Here is a 3,324-nt window from a genome sequence, read left to right as displayed (position 1 = left end):
CCCCACCCGGCGCTCTCCCGAGCTGCCCCCAGCCGCGCCGGCAGGCCCGCCGTGGCGGTGCCCGCCGTGGCGGTGCCCGCCGCCAGGCCGGCCGCCACGAGCAGGAGCAGGACGCCCCCGCCCCGGCGCAGCCAGCGCGGGGGACGCTGCCTATACAACAGCACCGTGGGGTGTGCCGATGTCATCTTGTTCCCTCCCCGGGCCGCGGCGGCCCCGATCCGCCCTCGGGTACGGCGAAGGGCGGCAACCCCGCGGTCACCGCCCCCTGCACCGTTTGGCCTAGCCCTTGAAGCGGGCGATGGAGCGCTCCAGCTCGGCCTCGGCGGCCTCGCGGCCCTCCCAGCCCTCGGCCTTGACCCACTTGCCCGGCTCCAGGTCCTTGTAGCGGGTGAAGAAGTGCTCGATCTCCTTGATCAGCCACTGGTCGATGTCCTCAAGCTCCTTGATGTGCTCAAAGCGCTTGTCGGTCGGAACGCACAGCAGCTTCGCGTCGCCGCCGCCGTCATCGGTCATGTTGAACACGCCGATCGGGCGGGCCTCGACCACCACGCCGGGCAGCAGGTCCACGCCGGGGATGAAGACCATGGCATCCAGCGGATCGCCGTCCTCGCCCAGGGTGTCATCGAAGTAGCCGTAATGGGTCGGGTACTGCATCGAGGTGAACAGCACGCGGTCCAGGCGCAGGCGGTGGGTTTCGTGGTCGATCTCGTACTTGACGCGCGATCCGGTCGGGATCTCGATAGTGACGTCGTGGCCCATTAAAAGCACGCTCCTAAACTAGTCTTAGGGATATCCGATTCCAAGCGTATATGGCAACGACGCAGAGTTGATAAACCGGGGAAGGGAAAAATTCGCGCATGAAGGCGTCCACCCGACGGCTGGTGACCCTGATCGCCGCAGCGACGGCGGCCCTGGCGATGATCGTGGCGATGTTCAGCGCCCCGCGCCTGTTCACCGGCGCCCCGCAGGCCTTCCACACCCCCGCCAGCGCCACCCTGGAGCCGGCGCCCGCGGCCCAGGTCACCGACCCGGGCGGGCAGGCGCCGATCCCGGATGCCGGGATCCTGACCGCCAAGCTCGACGCGATCCTGGCCGATGCCCCGGACGGCACCGGCTTCAGCGCCCAGGTGCTGGATTTGCCCACCGGCCAGGTGCTCTACGAGAAGAACGGCGCCGGGCCCGGCACCCCGGCCTCCAGCCTGAAGATCGCCACCGCCATCGCCGCCCTGGACACCCTGGGCGCCGAGCACCGGCTGCAGACCAGCACCCTGCTGGACGGGGACACCCTGGTGCTGCGCGGCGGCGGGGACGTGCTGCTGGGGGACGGGGCCTCGGATCCGGCGGCGACGGTGGGGCACGCCGGGATCAAGACCCTGGCCGAGCAGACGGCCAGGGAACTGAAGCTGCGCGGGGTGCAGCAGGTCAAGCTGTGGCTGGACGATTCGCTGTTCGCCGGCGCCCAGGGCAATGCGGCCTGGGACAAGTCGCTGTACACCTCGAACAACATTGCCGACCTCTACCCGCTGGCGCACTATGCCGGGCGGGCCTCCGCCGTGAAGGGCGCGGCCCATGAGCGGGATGCGGCCCAAGCGGTGCGCCGGGTCTTCGCCCGCGAACTGTCCGCGCACCTGCAGGTCACCGACGGCGGGCGCGGCGCCTATCCGGGCGGCGAGGTGCTGGCCAGCGTCGACTCGGCCCCGCTGGGGGCGCAGATCAAGCACATGCTGCTGGTTTCGGACAACTACCTGACCGAAACCATGGGCCGGCTGGTGGCCGTGGAGCTGGGGCTTGAGCCCGGACAGGCGAACCAGGCGGTGCAGCAGGTCGCCGAACGGCTTGGCGCGCAGGGGATGGAGCTGGCCGACGCCAGCGGCCTGGCCGCCAGCAACAAGGTGCCCCCGGCCGCGCTGACCGGCCTGCTGCACGCCGCCAGCCACAGCCCGGACGCGGGGCTGCGCGAGCTGGCGTACTGGCTGCCGGTGGCGGGGTACAGTGGCACCCTGGCCGATCGGCTGGGCACGGCGGACACCCGCGGGCTGATCCGCGCCAAGACCGGATCGCTGTCCGGGGTGGCCACCCTTACCGGGGTGACGCTGACCAGCGATGGCCGCCCGGTGGCCTTCAGCATCTTCGCCCACCACCCCGGCGGCGGACTGGCCCCGCACAAGCCGACCCTGGATGCGGCGGTGCGGGCGCTGCACGCCTGCGGCTGCCGCTAGCAGACCGTCAACCAAAGGAGAAACACCATGAACCAGTGGATTGACTGGGAGGTGGCCCTGTCCACCGCCAAGGCGCTGACCCCCGCCGGGCCGGCCCTGGACGGGGCGCAGGCCGCGCGGATCGTGGCCGAGCTGCGCCAGGCGGCGGAACTGGGTCTGCGCAAGGCCGAGGCGATCTCGGGGCTGGGCTCCACCAAGCCGGCCCAGGTGCTGGTGGTGGACCGCGCCGGATGGGCCAAGGCCGTGAGCCAGAACTTCGCCGCGATGATGCCCGAACTGCCCAGCACCCCGCCCAGCGTGCCGGTGATCGCCGGGGCCGAGCTGGGGGCGGTGCTCTCCATCCTCTCCACCCGGGTGCTGGGCCAGTTTGACCCCTACAGCGGTTCGCGGCTGCTGCTCAACGCCCCCACCATCACCCAGATCCGCGGGGAGATGAACCTGAACGCGGCGGACTTCTACCTGTGGATCGCCACCCACGAACAGACCCACCGGCTGCAGTTCGAGGTGGCCACCTGGGTGCCGGAGGTGATGCGTGAAACGCTGGCCGCGATCTTCACCGGCACCGGCGGCAAGACCCGCTCCATGGCCGAGATCGGCCAGCGGGTGAAGTCGCTGCGCAGCGAGGTGGGGGAGCTGACCACCATCATGTCGGTGCTTGAGGGCCACGCGATGGCGGTGATGAACGACGTGCACGACATCCCCAGCATCAAGACCATCCGCCAGCGCTTCGCCGCCCGCGGCCAGAACCGCGGGGTGATCGCCACCTGGGTGGGCAAGCTTTTGGGCATGGACGCCAAGGCCCGGCAGTACGAGCGCGGGGAGAAGTTCGTGCGCCACATCGTCGGGCAGATCGGCTATGACGGGTTCAACCGGATTTTCGAATCCCGCCAGGCCTTCCCCACGGCCAGCGAGCTGGACCACCCGCAGCAGTGGCTGGCGAGGATGGCGTGAGGCCGGCGCGATGAGCAGCGCCCTGTCCCAGGCCCGGATCGCCATTCAGCGCCAGGTTGGCGGGCAGTTCGTGCTGCTGGGGGTCTCCGGGGGATCGGACTCGCTGGGGATGGCGGTGGCCGCGGCCGAACTGGTGCGCGCGGGCAAGCTGCGC

General features: G+C 70.6%; 3 protein-coding genes. 2 read left to right on the top strand and 1 reads right to left on the bottom strand.

Annotated features, from left to right (window positions below; all coding sequences use genetic code 11):
- Positions 1 to 279: 279 nt before the first annotated feature.
- Positions 280 to 759 (bottom strand): inorganic diphosphatase, encoded by a 480-nt coding sequence (locus RCJ92_RS15345; RefSeq protein ID WP_054822082.1) that lies wholly within the window; start codon positions 757 to 759, stop codon positions 280 to 282.
- Positions 760 to 857: 98 nt separating this feature from the next.
- Between RCJ92_RS15345 and RCJ92_RS15340 the strand changes: the two genes are divergently transcribed.
- Together RCJ92_RS15340 and RCJ92_RS15335 are read left to right on the top strand one after the other, a co-directional pair.
- Positions 858 to 2,219, top strand: coding sequence for a D-alanyl-D-alanine carboxypeptidase/D-alanyl-D-alanine-endopeptidase (locus tag RCJ92_RS15340; RefSeq protein WP_446755051.1), 1,362 nt, complete (start codon positions 858 to 860; stop codon positions 2,217 to 2,219).
- A 27-nt stretch (positions 2,220 to 2,246) separates the two neighbouring features.
- Positions 2,247 to 3,170: a zinc-dependent metalloprotease gene (locus tag RCJ92_RS15335; RefSeq protein ID WP_138173109.1), complete on the top strand. Its 924-nt coding sequence runs from the start codon at positions 2,247 to 2,249 to the stop codon at positions 3,168 to 3,170.
- Positions 3,171 to 3,324 lie beyond the last annotated feature (154 nt).

Source organism: Glutamicibacter sp. BSL13, assembly GCF_052928425.1.
This window is presented reverse-complemented; position numbering and strand designations above follow the sequence as displayed.